The sequence below is a fragment of the Thiocapsa sp. C2-2m genome (assembly GCF_041903745.1).
Taxonomy (GTDB): Bacteria; Pseudomonadota; Gammaproteobacteria; order Chromatiales; family Chromatiaceae; genus Thiocapsa; species Thiocapsa roseilacustris.
The window spans coordinates 1-19,227 of the sequence record NZ_JBBWVD010000060.1 but is presented as its reverse complement, the minus strand read 5'-3'; the positions used below and the strand labels follow the sequence as shown (position 1 = coordinate 19,227).

14 protein-coding genes are annotated in these 19,227 nt (G+C 65.0%); all 14 read right to left on the bottom strand.

Going from position 1 to position 19,227, the window contains the following annotated elements:
* Positions 1–571: 571 nt before the first annotated feature.
* The 14 genes from AADX97_RS26945 to AADX97_RS26880 all read right to left on the bottom strand — a co-directional run bounded on the left by AADX97_RS26945 (position 572) and on the right by AADX97_RS26880 (position 19,027).
* Entirely contained in the window at positions 572–1,555 is a 984-nt protein-coding gene (locus AADX97_RS26945; RefSeq protein WP_374237149.1) for a hypothetical protein, read from the bottom strand.
* Positions 1,556–1,641: 86 nt separating this feature from the next.
* Positions 1,642–2,697 carry a DEAD/DEAH box helicase gene (locus tag AADX97_RS26940; RefSeq protein ID WP_374237148.1) on the bottom strand — a complete coding sequence of 352 codons (1,056 nt, stop codon included), beginning with the start codon at positions 2,695–2,697 and terminating at the stop codon, positions 1,642–1,644.
* Positions 2,694–4,034, bottom strand: coding sequence for a BREX system ATP-binding protein BrxD (gene brxD / locus AADX97_RS26935; protein ID WP_374237147.1), 1,341 nt, complete (start codon positions 4,032–4,034; stop codon positions 2,694–2,696). Before brxD ends, AADX97_RS26940 begins: the two co-directional genes overlap by 4 nt.
* Complete coding sequence (gene pglZ, locus AADX97_RS26930; RefSeq protein WP_374237146.1) at positions 4,031–6,823, bottom strand: BREX-2 system phosphatase PglZ; 2,793 nt, start codon at positions 6,821–6,823, stop codon at positions 4,031–4,033. The genes brxD and pglZ overlap by 4 nt, the downstream gene beginning before the upstream one ends.
* Positions 6,824–6,931: 108 nt before the next feature.
* Positions 6,932–7,327, bottom strand: a complete 396-nt coding sequence (locus AADX97_RS26925) for a DUF86 domain-containing protein (RefSeq protein WP_374237144.1) — start codon at positions 7,325–7,327, stop codon at positions 6,932–6,934.
* Positions 7,324–7,614, bottom strand: coding sequence for a nucleotidyltransferase family protein (locus AADX97_RS26920; protein WP_374237143.1), 291 nt, complete (start codon positions 7,612–7,614; stop codon positions 7,324–7,326). The genes AADX97_RS26925 and AADX97_RS26920 overlap by 4 nt, the downstream gene beginning before the upstream one ends.
* Before the next feature lie 154 nt (positions 7,615–7,768).
* Entirely contained in the window at positions 7,769–11,455 is a 3,687-nt protein-coding gene (locus tag AADX97_RS26915; RefSeq protein ID WP_374237142.1) for a phage resistance protein, read from the bottom strand.
* 190 nt (positions 11,456–11,645) lie between these two features.
* Positions 11,646–12,188 carry a transposase gene (locus AADX97_RS26910; RefSeq protein WP_374237141.1) on the bottom strand — a complete coding sequence of 181 codons (543 nt, stop codon included), beginning with the start codon at positions 12,186–12,188 and terminating at the stop codon, positions 11,646–11,648.
* Between the two features lie 417 nt (positions 12,189–12,605).
* The gene (gene pglX / locus AADX97_RS26905) at positions 12,606–13,826 is read right to left on the bottom strand and encodes a BREX-2 system adenine-specific DNA-methyltransferase PglX (protein WP_374237140.1); all 1,221 of its coding nucleotides are present in this window, start codon (positions 13,824–13,826) and stop codon (positions 12,606–12,608) included.
* A 100-nt stretch (positions 13,827–13,926) separates the two neighbouring features.
* Positions 13,927–16,518 (bottom strand): BREX-2 system adenine-specific DNA-methyltransferase PglX, encoded by a 2,592-nt coding sequence (gene pglX / locus AADX97_RS26900; protein ID WP_374237139.1) that lies wholly within the window; start codon positions 16,516–16,518, stop codon positions 13,927–13,929.
* Positions 16,515–16,772 carry a YgiT-type zinc finger protein gene (locus tag AADX97_RS26895; RefSeq protein WP_374237137.1) on the bottom strand — a complete coding sequence of 86 codons (258 nt, stop codon included), beginning with the start codon at positions 16,770–16,772 and terminating at the stop codon, positions 16,515–16,517. The genes pglX (AADX97_RS26900) and AADX97_RS26895 overlap by 4 nt, the downstream gene beginning before the upstream one ends.
* Before the next feature lie 3 nt (positions 16,773–16,775).
* Complete coding sequence (locus AADX97_RS26890) at positions 16,776–17,093, bottom strand: DUF4258 domain-containing protein (protein WP_374237136.1); 318 nt, start codon at positions 17,091–17,093, stop codon at positions 16,776–16,778.
* Positions 17,090–17,248 (bottom strand): hypothetical protein, encoded by a 159-nt coding sequence (locus tag AADX97_RS26885; RefSeq protein WP_374237135.1) that lies wholly within the window; start codon positions 17,246–17,248, stop codon positions 17,090–17,092. The genes AADX97_RS26890 and AADX97_RS26885 overlap by 4 nt, the downstream gene beginning before the upstream one ends.
* A gap of 141 nt (positions 17,249–17,389) precedes the next feature.
* Positions 17,390–19,027 (bottom strand): hypothetical protein, encoded by a 1,638-nt coding sequence (locus AADX97_RS26880; RefSeq protein ID WP_374237134.1) that lies wholly within the window; start codon positions 19,025–19,027, stop codon positions 17,390–17,392.
* Positions 19,028–19,227 lie beyond the last annotated feature (200 nt).

The window sequence follows — 19,227 nt, the reverse complement described above, 5'->3', positions numbered from 1 at the left end:
GTTCCGATTCCAAGGATCTGAATTTAACTTGACACGACAAGGCTCGATACTGGGCTCGCGGCGCACGATTACCCGGGCGGGGCTCCCACCCGCTAGAACACGCGGCCTTGCCAGGCCGCACTGACCCCTTTTCCCATCCCCGCCTATGCCCGATCCGGTTGCTCGAACCTTTCCTCAGCTGCCCGACTCCGGCTCTCTGTCATGTCGCTCCGATGCCTCGACCAAGGCACAGGGAGCCCGGATCAAGCAACCTTGGTTAAAGATGTGTTTCCTGAGCGCCTAATATTCACCTTCATCCTCGCGACCTTTAATCGTCCTGACAAGGCAAAGGTACGCCTATTTCTCTGATTTAACCAGATTATGTGGGAAGCAGAGAGCTCGGATCGGATAGGAACAGGTCGATGGCATTGTGAAAAATCCAGCGATCCCCGGCTATTCACCTTTTCTCTTCGCGACGGTCGGGCGTTCACCTTTTTTAGTTCGCGGCACCGCGAAGAAATTCTGCAGAAACATGCCCGCAAATTGCTGTTTTTGTTTGTTTCCCCCGGTTACGGAATTGCTTCGCCGGATGCTAAGGTATGAAATGTTGCCGAATCGTCTTTACAGACGCATTGCGAAGCACTGCAAGGCTCTGGGAAACCGCATAGCGCTCTGCCATCTCGCGCTCGCGCAACGCGTCCGGTAGGCATTCACCGAATTTCAGCTCGGCGATGAATTCTTCATCGAGCGGCAGTGTAAGCTCGGCCGTCTCGGCCAGAACCTTCTCGGCGATCGCCTTCTTCAGCGCTGCCGGATCGAGCGCGCCGGTGAAGCTGACCGCGAGGTTGTCGGCGGTGACCTTGACGGCCTCTCCGGCCAGCGCGTCGGCAATCGCCGCGTTGAGGAGCCGGCCGGCGAAGGTCCACCAGAGGATCCTGTCGTGCGCGTAGTCGATGAGGAACGTCTTGCCCGGCTCGACCCAGTCGAATTCCTCACGCAGCGCTGCCATGTGCTCTATGGCGCGTCGGGAGAAGACGACGCCATCCTCATGCGCGTCCTCCTCGCCCCCGAGCACTCGGGCTACCGCCTGACAGAGCCTAAAATGCAAGGGTTGACCCGCGCTCAGCCATTGTGAGCGCCCGTGCAGCTCGGTCGGCTCGACGTAGGCCTTGCGTCTTGGCCAATCGATGTACTTCGTTGCCCAAGAGCGCCCGCCCAGCGTAAGCACGGCTGGCCCCTCCTCTTTCAAGATGAAGGTCGACTGATGGACCTCTCCGATCTGCTGTCGGCCATGAAAGACCTGGATCGACGGCGGGCTGACGAAGACCGAGAACAGCTCCATGAAGTGCTTAGCCCCGAAATGGTACTCCCCCGATGGGCCGATCCCGACCAGCCCCTGATCGGCATGGAGGATCTCGGTCTCATGCATAAAGTCTAAGATCTGGTTCAGCTCCTTGCGCTCGAAGCCCGCCAGTCCGGGAAGTCGCCCCATCCAGGCCGGCCAGTCGGCCTTGGTGATCCCCGATTCCTGCAACGCCAACGCCATCATTTGTTGGGCGAAGATGTGCAACGGCATCGGCGGCGGCTCGATCGGCTCGACAAAGCCTTCGCTCCACAGCTGCAGCAGACCGACGGCCGGCAGAAACGCCTCCTCCTTGGTGATCAGAAAGAGACAGTTCCGTGCCGTCCCGGCGCGTCGACCGGTGTTCGTCCGATGCGCTGCAGAAAGGACGCCACGGTGCCCGGAGCATCGATCTGAATGACCCGATCCAGATCACCCACGTCGATGCCCAGCTCCAGGGTACTGGTCGCGACGATCACGCAATCCTGCCCCTGGCTGAACGCCGCCTCCGCCGCGTGCCGCTCCTCGAGGCTGAGGCAGCTGTGCGAGACGTAGGTGCTCACGCCCAACCCGCGCAGCGCGATGGCAAGCTCTTCGACCCTGGCCCGGCTATCGCAGAAGACCAGCCGCTTCTCGCCTCGGTGCAGCCTGGAGATGATCAGCGCCGCGTTGCTTAGGTTGCCGACCCAATCGAGCGCGATCTGCGGCGCTGCGCCCGCGTCCGTCCGCGGATCGATGACGCTGCGAGGCTGTGCGAAGCCTGCGGCCAGCCAGTCGCAGAGCTGCTCGGGGTTGCCGACCGTTGCCGAGAGTCCCAGGCGCTGCAGCTCCCGGCCAGCGATGTGACCCAGCCGTTCGAGCACATACATCAGGTGCCAGCCGCGGTCGTCGCCGGCGGAGGCGTGGACCTCGTCGATGATGACGCAGCGCAGATTCGCGAACAGCCGCCGATGGTCGATGCGCTTGGAGATCAGCATCACCTCCAGGGACTCAGGCGTCGTCAGGAGGATGTCCGGCGGATCTGAGACGAGCCTGGCCTTGCGCCCCGGGCCGACATCGCCGTGCCACAGCGCAACACGGCGCCCCAGCAATCCGGCGTAGTGCGCCAGCCGCGGCTCCAGGTTGTTCAGCAGCGCCTTGATCGGACAGATGTAGAGGACGCAGAGCCCTTCCCAGCGCTCGCTCAGCATGCGCGAGAGCACCGGAAAGGCCGCCGCTTCGGTCTTTCCGCCGGCGGTCGGGGCGAGCAGGATGGCGTGCTCCCCGCGCAGGATCGGCTCGATGGTCGCCTCCTGCAGCGGACGCAGTGATCTCCAGCCGAGGCTGTTGACGATGTGGTGTTGTAGCGCGGGATGCAGGCGATCGAAGGCGCTCACAGATCCAGCTCGATGTCGTCGACCCCGCGGGCGGATCGCGCTGCACGCTCGACAGCGGTCAGCTCCCGGTCGCCGACGGTCAGTGCATAGTGCTGCCGCGGGTCGAAGTCGGTGAACTGATCGACGCGATCCAAGACCTCGCCGACCAGCTTCTTCAGAAACAGCCGCGGGGCGATCCCGACCTTTCCCCCGAGCGCGCCCGTCACGGCCCCGGCGAGCGCGGCGACATAGGCGTCGTCGACTATCTCGGCGAGGCGCCCGGGCGCCCTGCCCTCTGCCCGATCCTCGGCAAGAGCCCCGGAATAGAGATCACGCACCTTGCGGCCCACCTCGCACAAGGACGCAACGTCGAAGCCCTTGAGCCGAATCTGTACGGCGCGCGGATTGTCGAAGCGTGCGTCGGTCGCGAAATCCACGGCGAGCCGCTGCGCCAAGGGCGGCAAGCGCTGCACCCCCATGGGTCCGTCGAAGAATGCCGTCGTCCCGGTGATCACCAGATAGAGCCCCGGAAAACGTCCGCTGTCGATCTCGTCCATCAGTTGCCGTAGCGCATTCAGGCTCTTGTCTCGGACGTCGCCGCGCATGCGCTGCAGGGTTTCGACCTCGTCCAGGACCAGGAGCAGCCCCGGATGGCCGGAGTCTTTCAGAATGGTCAGCACGCCCTGCAGGAAGCTCAGGGCGCCGAAGTGGTCGATGTCCCCTTTGATGCTCGCGTAACGCTTGATCGTCGCGGCGATATTCGGCTGACCGGCCATCCAGGCCAGCAGCCCGTCGGCGATGTCGTCGCGCCCTTCAAGCAGCGCGCGCCGATAGGCCCGCAGGGTCAGCGCAAAGGCTGGTGCCGAGCGCACCACCTCGCCGAGACGTCTCTCCATGAGCGCGTCCGTGGCCTGCATCAAGGCGGCGACGTCGTTGGGATCCACCTCGCCCTGAGCGATCACGTCCTCCTCGAGCGCGAAGAACCAGGCATCGATAACATTGCGGAAGGCCCCGGAGGGCGAATCCGCCGTGGTCAGACGCTCGATCAGACGCCGGTAGACCGTCTCCAGGCGATGCAGCGGCGTCTCGGTCTCGGAGATCTGCACCTCGGCGCAGGCGAAGCCCAGGCGATGGGCGCGCTCGCGCAGCCAGCGGGCGACGAAGGTCTTGCCGCTGCCGTACTCGCCGCGAATCGCCTTGAACTGCCCGCGCCCACGCGCGACCTTCGTCAGCTCGTCGTCGAACGCGCCCTCGAAGGGCGCGAGCCCCACCGCAAGCGCGTCGAGCCCGTACTGCGGAACGGTGCCGCGCCGCAGTGCGTCGATGATGTCGTCTCTGCGCTGCTGACTGATGCTCACAGCTCGAACTGGGTCTTCAGCGAGGCCAGATCGAGCCGGATCGTCTTGGACACCCGATCGATCGCCAGGACCGGATAGCCATCGACATTCAGCAGCTTCTGCACGCCCGCCAGGAGTCCGTACAGGCGGATCTCGGGAAGACCCAAGCCTTGCGCCACGGCGGCGGCCATCTGTTGACCGCCCGCCCGGGAGAGCAGCTCCAGAAGCTGCCGAAGCTGCGTCTCGCTCACCATCACTCGAGCGTTGCGCGCCTTCATCTGCGCGTAAACCGGCGAAGCCATGAGGGCCGCGATCCAATCGCCCTCGCCCGCCGCGTTGGAACCCGACGCGGAATCCGGCACAGGACCGGGCACGGCACCGGGCTCAGAAGCGGCTGTCGGCGGTGCGGCGAACAGGTCAAGGTTGCGCGCGTCCCGCTTCGACGGCTTCGGCGGTCTGGCCGAAGACGTCGGGACCGCATCACCCAAGGCCGCGGCATTCGGCTCCGCAACTGGCCCGAGCGCCCACCAATCGGGCGCCTGTCGCGCGACTTCCCGCCAACCCTCGATCGGCCCGGTCTCGCCGGCACTTCGATAAACGCCGAACGGAATCAGCACCTCTTGGAGCGAGCCGCCGCCGTGATAACCCATCTTCTTCGCCGTATAGCGAATCCGCTCGGACCAGGGCAGGATGACCTGGTTGCCGGGAAGCACGACGCGCTCGCCCGAGACCCGCACCTCGCCGACCCCGACCGGCTCACTCGATGGCTTGAAGCGCTCCGCCTCGGCAGCCGTTTTCACCAGCGTCATGTCGTGATCCAACACATGGCCATGGTCGCTCGTGAGGATCACCAGCCTTCGCGACTCCCGGGCGGCCTCCAGGATCCGGCGCAGCAGGCCGATCGATGCCACCGACCAGCGCACGGACACCTGCGCACCGCTGCTCAACTGGTCATCGACCGCATTGACGACCGCACCGACGACCTTATGCGACTGGCCCGCGATGACCTCGCGCACCTCTTCGGCCAAAGCACCACTGCCCGCCTGCTGGAGATCGACCTTGTGAAACAACCGGGGAGGACACTTCGTCGAGGAGAGCCTCTTCAAGGCGGGATGCGCGGCAAAGGCCTTCTTCTCGTCGGCGCCGCCGCCCTCGCCCAGCATGCCGGCCAGCAAGGCATAGCGGCTGATCCGGGTGATCGTCGGCAAGGCGGCGAGCAGACAACAGGGGCCGGTGCTGTCAGCGGGTTGCAGCTCCACCCATCCGTCGTGCAGCAGATCGCCTGCAAGCTCGCGGTAGACCGCCTGACTCATCCCGTCGAGCACCAAAACCAGCACCGGCTGCTGCTTCGCCAGCGGAGCGACCAGGCCCTCCATCGCCCGCTCGACCGGCAAGACCGACGCATCGACCTGATCTCCGCGCGCGATGGCCGGCAGATGGTGCGAGAAGCGCTCGTTCAGACGCTCGCGCCGCGCGGAGATCTGGCCGACCAACTGCGTGAAGACACGGTTCATGGCCTCATGCGCGTCGCCCGACCAGAGGCGGCTGCGGGCCCAGTCCAGATAGCCGCCGCTCTCGACATAGTCTCCGATCTCCTCCGGCCGGCTCCCCCGCTCCGTCTCCTCGGTTCTCAGCCAACGGCAGGCGCGGACCGCCAGCTCTGCCGTGCCGAGTTGCTCCGTGCGGACCTTGGCGAGTTGATGACGTTGAAGATCCGACAGGGCGGAAAGCGCGGGCTCGATCGGTTTGCCCGCAAGCGCCGTTTTGAGCGTCTGCGCGAGCCGATCGAGCCGCAGGCTGAAACCACCCGGAAGCAGGTCGGAAGATGCCGCGAGCGGGCGCATGTCGAGACTCGCCAGGAGTTGCTCGGCTTGCGCAAGCGGAGCATCCAGCGTGCGATAAGGGTGGTCGGCCAGAAACCGTTCCAGATACGCCACGGTGGTGCGGCCGTAGTCCTGCAGCGTCGTATCCTCGATCCGAGCGCCGCCGATGAGGCGCTCGCGCAGCCGGCCCCGGGCCTGGAAGACGGCCTGGTCCGGCGTCAGCCCGTCGCGATACAGCACCGAGCAGACCAGGCCAATCGCCACCATGTCGCCCGCGTGCCCTTGTCGCCACAGGCTCAGGACCAGCTCGGTCGAGGCGCCAAGCCGGGGCGCCAGCCAGTCACCCAGGTGCGCGATCAGGGGCTCGGGGAGCGATGAGACCGCCGCGCCGACCTGCGATCCGCGCGACCAATCCAGAAGCGCGTCCAGATCGAGCGCTTCGGCCGTGAAATCGAGCCGCGCCAATGCCAGGGCGCGCCACGCCTTGTCGACATCCAGCACATCGCCGAACTGAATCCGCCCGCGATAGCGGTCATAGGCATCGACCAGGGCCTCGGCAATCCAGCGATAGGGTTTGCCGGTCAGACGCGGATCGATCTGGCGCACGCGCAGCAGTTGCTCCAGTGTCCGCCAGGGGCTGATGCGCTTCGGCTCGCAACCCCAAAGGCGCGCTAAGACGTCCTTGGACAGGCGCGTTTCATCGAAAGGCGAGAGCATCACCAGACGCTCGTCCCCCGTCGCGTGCGTCACCAGCAGCTCGCGCATCGCCAGCTCCGAGGGGCAGTAGACGACCCGCAGCCGCGTGTCCGAGAGCTGCCGCCGCAGCTCGCGCGGTTCGATGGGCTCGGGCCAGACCAGCGCAATCCGATCCGCCTCGGCGTCCTTGGTCAGGATCGCCTGCACCTGGGTGAGCACGGCGCTCGGGAGCGCGGCCGCTGGGTACTCGGAGTGGACGGAGACGGCCGGATTCGGTAAGGCTGAGGTCATCGGAGGCTCTTTAGTGATACCGATCCTTGGCGTCGCAGGAGGCATCCGATCAACGGCGCTCACGCTCGGCCCGTGCGGAGCCCGGCACCCAGCGGTGCAGCGGAGGGATCACGGTCGGGACTCATCCGGGCCGAGAGCGTCCTGGCCTATCGTGTCGGCATCATCGCGCAAGGCAGGCAGTTGTTTCAATAACGCCGGGAGCGCCGTCTGCACCGTGTCCCATACGACATCTAGGTTAATCTCAAAGTAACCATGAGCGATGCGGTTGCGCATGCCCCGCATGCTACGCCACGGCACTGACGCGTGCGCCTGGGTGAACTCAGGGTGACGATCCATCACCTTCGTCGCCGCTTCCCCGATGATGATCAGGCTCATGACGACGGCCTGCTGGGAGCGCTTGTCAGCCAGGAACTCGTTTTTGCTTAAACCATCCACGAAGCTGCACGCATCCGTCGCAGCCTGCTGGACGTGCTCAAGGTAGTCACACAGGCGCAACTCGTTCATACAGGCTGCGCCTCAGCCAAAATCCGAACGCGGAATTTTGGTGGCAGATCACCAGGCGTCAGCAGATCGACCGGCACGCCCAAGAGGTCTTCTAGTTCGACTTGTAGACCGCCCAGGTCGAACAGCGTGGCACCGGGCAGTGGGTCGACCAACAGATCGAGATCGCTGTCGTCCTTGTCAGTGCCGTGAAGGACCGACCCGAAGATGCGAGGATTCGCCGTGCGGAAGCGAGACGTCGCCTCGCGAACCGCGCTGCGTTTGCGCTCAAGTGCAAACGAGGGTTTCATGGGTACCGTCCCTTCTTGAAACTCATGGCATGATAGACAACGAGAATCGTCGTTCAAGAGCTATTTTCGAGAGCGAGAACCGCTTGATTTTGCATGGTGCTTCATCTGTTGTCAGCGGTTATGTTGTGAAAATCGGAGCCGTGCGGCGGGCTCCTCAGTTATCCGTGTCCGCGATGACCTGATAACGGATATCCAGTGTCACCCCGTCCTGCAGCAGCGGCTCGATCTCCTTCAGAACGCGGCGGGCCTCGTCGACATCCAAGCCTTGGCGATCGTCTTTCTTCAGCACCTTCTTGCCCTTGCGTCCCGGGGGCGGCTCCGGTGGCGGCACGACCGGGGGAACGACCGGCGGCAGCCGGATCAACCGCGTCGCATCCGCTTGGGCCTGCTTGAGCGCATCGGCCAGGGAGGTGACCAGTTCGTCCGCTGCCAGGGCGTCGGCCACGGCGCGCTTGATCCGCACACCCTCGCCGCCGTCCCATACGGCCTCCAACAAGGCCCAGTTGTTGTCCGCGATGGCATTGCTCACGCGCGTCGCGGCGATGATGCTGCGGGCCAGCGCCGGCAGGCTGGTGACGGGTGTAATGCCCGCCAAGGCGGCGACCAACGCTGGCCCTTCGCGCCCGTGCAGATCGTCCAGCACCGCGACGGCGAGTGTGGCATTGGCGAGTCGATTGCCGCTCGCCGAAAGACCCAAGGCGCCGAGCTGATCGGTCAGATCGGCCAGCAGCGTACGACAGGGCTCCAGATAGGTCTTGGCCGCGTCGCGCACCTCTTTTTGCAGGGCGTTCTGGTTGTTCGCCGTTCTCAAAGGGTTGATCGTCAGTCCGAACAAGGCACCCGCGTGATCCAGTGCCTGCTTCCAGAGCGCAGGCTCGGCCAGATCCTGCTTGATCAACACCAGGTCGTCGCGGATGTCCTTGAGCGAGACATCCTCGTAAGGACCGCCATGAAAGGTAAAGGCGTACTGGCCGTGCTCGGCAAAGATCAGGATGAGCAGATTCTGCACGGCCGTCGGCAGCCCTTTGGGCTGCGGCAGGTCCATCGCCGCGCGCAGCGCCCCCACGGTCACCTCCCCGCCCGCCTTGGCCAGCTCGCGGCCGAGGTGCTGAGGCCAGTCCTCCTTGAAGATGAAGTGACGCTCGTGCATCTCCCCGAGCTTCAGCGGCTGGGCGATCTGGCGCATCAGCGGACGCAGCGGGCTGTCCACGTCGATGCGCCCGTGCGGGGCATGGATGGCGCGGCGCAGCTCCGTGAAGACCTTGCCCAGATCGCCCGGTCGGACCTCGCCGTCGCCTTGAAGCTCAAAAAAGGCCGGATGATCCGGGTACTGAAACGCCAGCGCCTGTCCGAGCAGTTGCTCGAAAGCCCGCGCCATGGTCGTGCCCTGCGGCGGTCTCGGCGTGAATCCGGGCTGCAGCGACATGAGCTGCGATTCGAGCAGATCGGTGTTGTCGAGCGATCCGGGCAAGGGTGCCGCGACACCGTAGGCGCCCATCAGGATGTCCTTCATCTGTTGGCGCAGCTGGCTGCGCTGATTGTCGAGCAGTGTCCGAGCGCTCGCCCGATCCTGAGGGCTGAGATGGCGGCTGTAGCGGTTGAAGCTGTCCTCGCTCTTGAGGATGTCTTCGAGCACGACCAGCTTGCCCAGATTCTGACGGGCGCTCTGACTGAGAAAATAGGGCAGCCAGCAGAGGGTTCGCGCCTGTCCGCCCGCGCCCTCGTAATCCCTGACCTTGGCCTGATCGTCGGTCGGCGAGTAGTTGCCGGTATCGAAGGGGAAGTCGATGAGGACCTTCCACTGATCGTCGCGCGCCTCGAAATAGCGCTCGTCGGTGATCTCGCGGATGTTCTGGAACAGGACCTCGACGCGCCGACGGGTGCCGCGCCACACCCATTCGTGCTCGACGAAGAGCCGATTGTCGTCGCGGATGCCGAAGGCATCGAAGACCATCTCCTTGACCAGACGCCGGCGGTTGCCGTCGTTGTCGTTGATGCGCGCCTGCTCGAGGATGCTCTCGGTATCCACGCCCGAGAGCTGCACGCCGATGATCGGGCTGGTGTCTTCCGAGATCTTGATTTCGCCCACCTGCCCCGCCCATTTGCGGCACTTCTGCAGCACCGTGCGGGCCTCCTGGCCGGGGATCGGCGAGCGGATGGTGCCGTGATTCAGGGCCGCGAGCTTGGTCGCCGTGAGCTGTTTGAAGCTCTCGACCTCGGGAACCAGCGCGGCCAGCACCAACGTCTTGAGCAGACGCAGGTCGTTGTTGAATGCCTGCCCCCGCGGATCGCCAGGCGGCAGCTCACGCAGCGCCTGAACGCCGATCTGATGCTCCATCTCCAGCAGCGGTATCAGCTTGCGCTCGAACAGCAGCTTGGCGTTGTCGAAATGCTGACGCATCTGCTCGGAGAAGGGCTCGGCCTCGGAGGCGATGACGTCGTAGAGATCGCCCACCGGGATGAGGCTGCCCAGCGCCAGGGTCTCGCGCTGCTCCACCAGCAGCATCAGCATCACCTTGAGCGCCGTTCGCTCGCGCTGCAGCGCCGATGACAGCGCGACCAGCGCCTGCACCAGGGCCGGGCTGAAGGGATAGAGCGCACGGAACATCTCGCGGTCGCCCCCGCTGGTGAGCAGCAGGTTGAAGGCGTCTTCGCGCATCGTTTCGGTCTGGGCAAAGGCCGCATCGATCTGGCCCCGCGCCGCCGCGTCGACGGGCGCAAGCAGACGCCGCTGGGCGATCACCGGCAGGTTGCGGTCCTCCAGCGTGATGGTGTGGAAGCGCCCCTCCCAGTATTTCAGCGAGTCGCTCAGGATCTCCTGCTCGACCCCGCTGTACTGATCGCCGACGAACTCGCGCAGGTCGCGCTGACGGGCGATGAAGCTGATCACCGGGAGCGCGCGCGGGATGCCGGTCTCGACCAGCTTGACGACCTTCTGGATCTCGCTGTTGATAAAGTTGCGGTCGGACAGACGGCTCGCGAGCCAGAGGATCAGCTCGTCCAGAAAGAGGATGACGGCATCGTAGCCGAGCGCCTTGGCGTGCCCGGTCATGACGCGCAGCCCCTCGTCGAATTCGAGATAGCCGCCGCTTTGGGTGTTGGCCAGGTCCGCAAACGACGTAAACAGGCTCCCGACCAAGTCACTGACCAGCCGGTCACGGTCGTGCTCGTCCGCGTGACCCCCCATCGGTCCGGACGTCACGGCATCGAAGCTCGCGGCATCCCAGCCGGTCGCGGCATCGCCCCAGCCGTCGTCGCTTCCGCCAGCCCGCCCGCCAGCCTCGCCCGGGGCGTTCAGCGCGGCGAAGAACCGCTCGTCGCCCAGGTGCCGGCGCATCGCTCGGGCGTCCTCGAACAGACGCCCGCTCATATAGAAGCCGGGGACCGGGGCGTTCGGGTGGAGCTTGCGGATGTGCCGCGCATAGCCGCCGAGCACGCCGGCCTCGATGCTCGCGGCGCCGATCATGTGGTAAGGAACCAGCAGAATGTTGCGGCTCTGCATCCAGTCGCTGTGCTTGGCGACCGCAGCCGCCAGCTCCGGGATGGCGCGCGCCAGGACATAGCCCTGCAGCAGCAAGTGCAGCACCGCCATGAAGTGCGACTTACCCGTGCCGAAGCTGCCGTGCAGATAGGCGCCCTTGTTGCGGTTCCTCCCGCCCGTGACCGCGCTCTTCACGAAGCTCAGGGCGTCTTCGAAACAGCGCGCGAGCTGCGGGGTGACGACATAGTCCCGGAGCGTCTGCTCGACGGCGTCCTCCTCCAGGCCGCTGGCCAGGTTGAGCACGAAATCCCCGCGCTGGACGCGCTCGGGGATGTGGATCAGGTCTTTGATGAGTGTCATGCGTTGTGGTCTTCCCTGCCATCCAGACTTGAGTGGAGCGAATTGCGCAAACTTATATCAACCCGTCGGCACCAAGACGCTCGGCTCCGTCCTCAGACGCTGCGCGCGTCGGGCGAACCGAAGGTCGTCGAAGGTGTACAGCGCTGGTCGCGAAGCTCCCGCGTCGAGACCCGAGAGAGGAAGCTCCGATTCACGAACCCATCCAGCCGGTGTCGACCTCGATTAACCCCGGCTGTCCCAAATAATCCCGCGCGCTTGACCAGCGCCAATGCTCGGGTCGATCCACGTAACCGCGTTTGACCGGATTGTAGTGCAAATAATCGATCTTCTGGCGCATCACGTCCTCATGCTCGATCCGCTGGGGATGACTGCCTTCTTCCCAGACCTGAAAAGTCGATTCGACTTTCCCCTCGCCCTTGAACAATCGCAGCATTTTCAATAGCCGCTGAGCGCCGGCATCCTCCAGGACCCCGATAATCTGTCTCGCCGTAAACGACTTGAACCGCTGCACGTCCCGATCCAGCTCCGGAGCACGGGCGACCAGATGCAGATGGTTCTCCAGGATCACATAACCATGCAGCTGGAAGGCATGATGTGTCTGGAGATACCGCCAACTGTCCAGGATCACATCGACCGTTGCAGGCCGGGTGAAGACCGGCAGCCACTGATTGATCGTCATCGTCAGGAAGTACGGAGCATCATTGCCGAGAAAACGGTAGCGGCTGCGAGTCATGGGTACCTCGTGAAGGACCTATCCTGGTCAGTGGTCAGTTATTCGTGCCGAGTGGCTGCCCTGGTGTCCTGGTCGCGAAGCTCCCGCTTCGCGACCCGAGAGACGAAGCTCCGCTTCACGAACCCAGCCCACAGCTCATCGGCAAACCCGTGAAGCAGAGCTTCATCTCGTGGGTGACGCAGCAGGAGCTGCGTCACCAGCCTACCGCCGGATCGTCTTCGAAACGAGACGCTGCCCAGTACCCCCCGTCCTGGTCGCGAAGCTCCCGCTTCGCGACCCGGGAGATGAAGCTCTGCTTCACGAATCCAGCCCACCGCTCATCGGCAAACCCGTGAAGCAGAGCTTCGTCTCGTGGGTGACGCAGCGGGAGCTGCGTCACCAGGATAGGTGGGTGGGTCGGCTGCGTCACGGATCTGATCAGCGTCGTCCGCGACGGGGCGCCGCGGGCTCCCACGCCTCCAACTCGTCGCGCGAGCGCTCCAACTGGCGCAGCTCTTCGAGGAGGAATCCGTCGTAATAGTCGCCTAATCGCTCGCCGAATTCCGGGTCGAGTGCGTTGTGCCATTGCTTGAGCCAGGGGATCAGCTCGTCGAGGGCGACCAGCATGGGTGTGAGCCGCTCGGCGTCCCAGCCGTCCTGCTCCTTGCGCTCAAGATACCAGGTGGCGATGGCCCCGGCGCGCTGCAGATGATCCAGCCCGGCCCAGCCGATGACCGGGGTGGCGTCGCCGGCGCGCTCGCAGCCGGGCAGACTGAAGAAGCGCTCCTTGGGAACGTCGAGCTTACCGCGCAGGCCCCAGTAGCTCGGCTTGCGGAAGTCGGCGGAGGCGTATTTGGGCGGCAGCGGGATGTCGCCGATCTGCTCGGCCTTGAGCGCCTTAGCCTGCTCGGCGGTCAGGAACTCCGGATCGGACGGATCGAGCGCGGTGCGGGCGTCGATGGCGTCCTCGGCGCGCTGCTTGTCCCAGGTCTCGCGCCAGGCGCGGTGTTTGGACATGGCCTTCGGCTTGTAGCGCGCGGCGGCCATCTGCGGCACCTGATCGCCCTCGACCAGCTCGCCGACCAGGGTGCGGGCATCGAAGGTGTCGGAGCCGGTATAGAGCGCGGCGACCTGCTGGAACGACGCATCGTGCCGGGCACGCTCGGCGAGCCGGGCGACGGTCTGTAGGGTCCGCTGTGCGGACCCTCCCTGCTCCGAGGATCGAGCGAGCCCTTCCAGATGATCGAGCAGCCAGTCGCGCAGGGCGCGGCGCCGGCGGCTCTCCGGCGGCTCGCGGTTCCAGCGGCGCTTGTACTCGGGCTGCTCGATCAGACGGATCCAGGGGTTGTCGGCGATCGCCCGGAGCCGGCGCTCGGTCAGCGCCCGGTAGTCCGCCGGCCAGTGGTCGGGGATCTCGGTGACGGGGGTGCTGTTGTGGCGCGCGAACCAGGTGGTCTGGGTCTCGCCCGCCGAAAGGCGGCGGGCGAGGAGGATCTCGAAGGGGCGCTCGCCGAGACGCATCTCGGGCGGGGTGGCGTTGTAGCAGAGGTCGTCGTCGGTCAGGCCGTAGAGACGGTAGTTGAGCCAGTCGAGATCTTCCTGAAGGGCGATCATTTGGCGCGCGACAGACTCGGATTCGGCTTGGGCCTGATCGAGCATGGCTGGGAGACCTACACGGACGCGGCTCGAATCGATGCCTGTCGTAGGATGTGGTGAGCGAGAGCGAACCGCATCATTCGCGATCGTTGCGGTTCGTTCCTCACCGCATCCTACGGTCTGGTGCTCGGCTTCGGCGAGGGCGGTCTTCGGATCTCTCACGGAGACACGGAGACACGGAGACACGGAGGGGATTCAGGCTGTTCTCCGTGATCTCCGTGACTCCGTGAGAGGATTTCGGACGGGTCGAGCGCGGCGAGATCGAGGGCGAGTTGGTCGAGTTGATGGGCGAGATCGTGGGATTTGCGTTCGGGGTCGGCGGCGATGGGAAGGTTCCTGCGATCTGGTAGAAGTTCTCAAAGGCGACTGTCGTTTGCCGAGCACCTTTGGTATCGACGGTGCTTCCTTTACAGTGAAAGACCTGCTTGATCCAGAAACACGCGGTCGAGCTGTTGAGCAGGCCGAGCAGGGCTAGATGATCGGCCTCGCGCGCGGCAGCAGGAAGTTTGATTACTGGCGCCGTGCGATTGAAGACCTTACCGCCCCGGTCAAGGACGAAATGATTGTGGGTGGCGACTTCGGCGAAGGTGATGGAGAGTGGCGTACTAAGCTTATCCCGGTATATCTCTTGATACTCATACCATGTCAGCCCTTTATCCAGCATCGGCGTACCGAATCGCTTTCGACCCGAAAGGCATCGCTTGAAAGGCCAAAAATAGCGAAATGTCGCAGGAAGGGACTCGATCTCCATCAGGCTGAGTGAATCGTCATACAACCAAACCGCGGCATGATCGGAACAGCTCCAGTCGCGGATCAGGTCGCCGACAACCAGCCCTCGAACAGATTCAATCTGCTTACGTCTGGCTATCTCGTAGCTACCGAGAATGTAGAGTTCGTCCTCGCCTGTGACTGAAGTAATCCCCAAATGCGTCGCGATCGAGGACAGCAAGCGGCTAGCATTTGCCTCAAGAAGCAGTTTCAAATCCGTCGCGCCACCGCCGCCAACACTCCAAGGATGCTTCGCGTACAAATCACGTCCTTGGTCGGCCACGCTGACAAACGCGCTCTCACTCCCCGGCCGCTCCAGCAGATCGACGATCGACCGCCACACCTTGCCCTGCGCCGCATCCTTCGGCGTGCACGGCTCGCCGCGAATCCCGAGCACGGCGCGCAGCCGATCGCCGCGGGGCGTCTGGTTACGCCCGAAGAGGATCACCGTCGGCGTCCCGTGCCCAGGGATGTAGGCGCCTGATGTGTCGATCACATGGGTGAGATCCTTGCGCGGCAGATAGTCCTCGATCAGCTTTCTGCCGAACTCGCGCTTCATAAAGGAGTTGGCGTTGATCATGCCGACGAACCCGGCCGGACGGTTGTCCTGCGCCAGCAGGGTCAGATCGAAAAAGCGCTCGGTGAACGGCACCCCGAGCGAGTATTTCATGTGACAGGCCGTGTACTTGTCCCGATACGCCTGATTCAGCGCCTTGTCCTTGACGGTGATATAGGGCGGGTTACCGACCACGACCGGGTAGCGCTGGCCGAGGATGCGTTCCAGCTTGGCCTTGTCTTCGACCTCGAAGACGTGGGTCAGGCTGTCGTCGAGCATGTCGCCCTGGATGCCCTGCCCTTGCGATTCGTGTCGCGGCCCGTGCAGGAGCGAGTCGCCGACGGCGAGGTTGAAATGGAAGTCCGGCGCGTCTTTGAGCCGGTCGCTGCCCGCCGCCGTCATGGCGGCGATCAGCAGGCGGAAGCGGGCGATAGCGATGGCATAGGGGTTGATGTCGACGCCGTGGATGGCGTCGAGCGCCCGCTGGGCCAGGGCGCGGGCGTTGGTGGCGGGCTCGCGCCGCTGCCAGTCGTCGAACAGCCGCTGGAAGGCGCTCAGCAGGAAGTGGCCCGATCCGCAGGTGGGGTCGATCAGCTTGAGCCCCGGCAGACCGAAAGCAGCCTTGGCCGGCTCCAGGGTGTGATCCAGGATGAAGCGCTCGACGAACTCGGGGGTTTGGAGCAGCGCATAGCGCTTGCGCACCGACTCGGAGAGATCCTGATAGAGATCGCCGAGGAAGCGGGTGTCCATGGCCGGGGCATCGTCGGCGCCGGCTTGGGAGCCAGCTGGGGAGCCAGCTGGGGAGCAGGTAAAGTCGTGCAGGATGGTGCCGGTCTCGGGGTCGAGACGCTGAAAGAAGTCGATCAGGGCCTTGGCGCCGTCGGCCGAGAGCGGGAGCTGCCAGAGCGGATTGTTGGCGCGGTCGAGCAGCTCGGCCATCGCCGGCAGGGTCGCCAGGTCCTCGAAGACGGCCAGCAGATAGTCGCGCTCGGCATGGGTGGGATGCTCCGCGAAATAGACGCTCTGCCGGTCCTTCGCCTGTTGGAGCGCGCCCTGCCCCGCTCCGCCGCCTGACCCATGGCCTGAGCGGTCCGCCGGCCCCGAGATGAGCGGCGCATCCAGCAGCCGGTTGTCCTCCAGAAAGCGCACGAAGACGCCGGTCAGCACCCAAGCCGCGGCGGCCTGGGTGATCTGCGCCTCGCGCCAGGCGACGAAATACTCCGCGGTGCGGCTGGCCTCCCGCGCCTTGGCGTACTCGGCCTCGAGGTGCGCCTCCAGTTCGGGTTTGGTCCGGCTGTAGGCCAGGATGTCCTGCTCGAGCCGGGGCAGCAGGGATTGGAGGTCGGCGAGGAGGCGTTGGGGGTGGATCATCCGGCCGGCGCCTGAAACTCCTGCACCGCGACCTGAATGACTCGACTCGGTTGCTTGCGATGCTCGGCGATGGCGCGATGGTCGGCCTCGATCTGCTTCAAGACCGCGATAGTGAAGTACTGCTCTCCGCAATAGTTACATTCGAGGCAGGGAACCTGCTCGACGAAGAGCATCTCGCCATTGTGCTGGTGGATGTACCGAGTGGTCCCCGGGGTCAGATTCCGATTACCGCAGAAGCTGCATTGTTCGCCCATGGCTCAGTTGCCTCGTTCATAGGGATTCTTGAATTTAGGCGGCATGGGGATGTAGACCGTGACGATCACGAGCGATACGCCCATCCTGCCGCAAACGACGTGAACTGGCTTGCCAACGTCGGTGAAACCAACGAGGAGACAGCTCTCGCCACGCCCTGTGTCCGGATACTGTTCGATGATGCGGCCACTCATCAGCACTTGCTCAACTTCGTCCAGGGTGAGGCCATCGTTCTGGCGCTCGCGGTCACCGTGACGCGAGTAGCGATAGTTTTGCTCCGTTACACATTTCTCGATCCACTTCAGCTCGATAGGGTGCGTCACGGGCGAGCGGACTCGCGTGCCGCGCGAGCGACCGCTTCGGTCAACGCCGGCCGCGCGGGACGGGCCGCAGTGAGTTGCTCAAAGGCCGCTTGTCGACAGCACTGCTGCTCGGCCTTGGCGATGTTGTCCGGGATGTTGAAAGTCATGATGGCCATGGAGAAGCCCACTTGTCGAAACGTTCAAGGTTAGGCGATTTCCGCAACACCGCATACCCATCGTGGGTCGGACATCAGCCCGACAAAGACGGCGAGGGACGGGGGGCGATCGGACTGAAGTCCGACCCACAGCACCCGGGTTCACCCTGCTCCACCTTGCCGACCCGCGGGATGACCCTGCGCGTCCGCAGACAGGAGCCAGGCGCTCGGGATGCGTGTGAACTCCCGGCTGCCTGCACCGCTTGGAACGCTGACACGCTCGATCACGGCGCCGGCGGTTGCGGTGTCGTTGGCGATGAGCAGCAGCAGGGCCTGTGCGTGCGGGTCGTCCTGTAGATGTCGGCGAAGATCGCCGAGCCAGGTGTCGATCAGGCCGTAGCGGGCGATGAGTCCGGGATCGGTGAGCAGAATCGGCCCACTCGCTGCCTTGAGCTCTTCGGCCATGGCCGGCAGGACACGCCGCACCAGCCCTTGTAGACGCGACCAATCGACGCTGCCCGGATCGGCGGCGTCTGCCTTGAGCACGACCTGCCAGTCGGGTGGATTGGCCATGCCGTCGCACAGTCCGTGCAGATGCCGCAGCAACAGCGCATCGAAGCTGACAATCTCCAGCCCGAAGACCTCTGACAGGCGCTGCTGTGCACGCCGCCAGAGCGTCGGCCGGACCGACAGGGCCAGGAAGCGCGCGGAGTCGAGTGCGTTGCGAACGATCCGATCGAATTGGCCGAGCTCACGGGCGGCGGCGATGTCGCCCGCCTCCTGTTGCGTGTAGTGGACGCTGGTTGGCGTGGCGGCGATGGTGCTGCCGCCGTATCCGAGCAAGCCGGCGCGCGGCAGACAGTAGGCGCCGCGCTGTTCACCGTGCTCGGCCTTGGCGTCCCAGACGAAGCCCAGATCGAGCCGCTGCAGCAGGGCGTCGAGCTGCGGCCGGCCGGGGAGCGGCCGGGCCTCGGGGTAGCGGCCCTGGATCCGATCCTGCACCTGGGCGACCGAGAGCGCACCGCTCCCCAGCAAGGCGCCCTGGGCCAGCTCGATGCTGCGCTCGGCGGGCATTCCCTTGGGATAGATCTCCGCGCGGCTGGACAGCGCGGCGGACTGCGAGGCGGCGACGGCCAGGCGCAATAGACGGTGGTTGCTGAGCCCGGCGAAGGAGTCCGGTGCCGGGAGTGCGCGGATCCGCTCCAGGGTGCGCACCGGCGAGAGGAGCGGCTGCTGCTCGGCGCATTCGTCGGCGAGCTGGCCCAACGCCTCGGCGTAGTCGGCCAGCTCTTCGCCCCGTCCCTGCGTGTCCTCGGCGATCAGGATGCGCTTGCCGCAACGGCGCAGGATCCAACGCGACTGCTGACGCGCCAGCTCGGTCTCGACGGCGGCGCGAACCACGGCCCGGGCCCAGCGCTCGCGCGTCGGCGACGGCTGGACCGATCCGCGACGCAGCAGAATGGCTTCGGCCAGCTCGACCGCGGTCATGACACCGCCCTGATCCTCGAGGAGTTTGGCGATGTCGTGACGCAGTTGGGTGATCGACCGGTTCTTGCCCCATTGCGCCAAGACGCGTGTCTGGAGGTCGCGGACCTGCGCGGACTCGAGGCCGATCTCGGCGCCGAGCGTGATCAGGGTGGGCCAGTGGACGTCGTCCGCCGCCCTGCCGGTGTCCGCATCGAGCCGGCCCAGGTATTCGTTCAGGAACCGCTGTCGGACCGGGTCGGGCGATTTGGTCTGCAGAGGCAGGATGGTGCGCATCAATTGGCCGACGCTGATCGCCAGGGCGTCGCCCCCCATCGGGGGCTGTCTTTTACCCACACCGGACACTGCAGCTGATTGCGGGTATCGTCCGCCCCCATGCACCTATTCGGGCGGACAGTAACCATCCCCCGGCAAAGCCGGGGGCTTTGAATTCGTGAGCCGCTCAAAGCGGCAAAGGGGTCGCTAACGCGGCCCCACGGTTCTTGGGCCGCCTAAAGGCGGCAAATCAGCGCCAC